The organism is Collinsella sp. CLA-ER-H9 (assembly GCF_040092295.1).
Lineage (GTDB): Bacteria > Actinomycetota > Coriobacteriia > Coriobacteriales > Coriobacteriaceae > Collinsella.
The window spans coordinates 1-642 of the sequence record NZ_JBBNLV010000043.1 but is presented as its reverse complement, the minus strand read 5'-3'; the positions used below and the strand labels follow the sequence as shown (position 1 = coordinate 642).

The 642-nt window shown below is 64.2% G+C and carries 1 rRNA gene; it reads right to left on the bottom strand.

What is annotated here, in order from left to right:
• A 23S ribosomal RNA gene (locus tag AAAX73_RS09730) occupies positions 1-642 on the bottom strand; the annotation flags it as partial.

Below are 642 nucleotides of genomic sequence, written 5' to 3'. Positions count from 1 at the left end.
GTTCACGTACGCGCGGGCACCCCTTCTCCCGAAGTTACGGGGCCATTGTGCCGAGTTCCTTGACCATGGTTGACCCGATCGCCTCGGTATGTTCTACCCACCCACCTGTGTCGGTTTGCGGTACGGGCGCGCACGCGCCTGCCTAGGGGTTTTTCTAGGGACCTCGGGCTCACTCGCTTCGCTCAGTCGCTTCGTCCGGAGCCTCGCCCTTCTGCGGACCGGATTTCCCTGGTCCGCGGGCCGCGCTCCATCACGGGGACGTCCAGAACCCCGCCGAGCCACCCCCATCCGTCGCCCCGTCGGTCGTAGCGCCGCGTGCGCGGTGCAGGAATGTCTGCCTGCTGCGCGTCGGCTACGCCTCCCGGCCTCGCCTTAGCCCCCGACTGACCCTGGGAGGATTAGCCTTGCCCAGGAAACCTCGGGTTCACGGCGGACGAGTTACTCTCTCGTCTCTCGCTACTCATGCCAGCATTCTCACTCCCATGCGCTCCACCGTCGGTCGCCCTCCGGCTTCTCCGCCCATGGGAAGCTCCCCTACCGATTCTAATGAATAAAATCCCGCCGCTTCGGTGTCCAGCTTAGCCCCGTGTATTGTCGGCGCATGTCCACTCGACCAGTGAGCTGTTACGCACTCTTTGAATG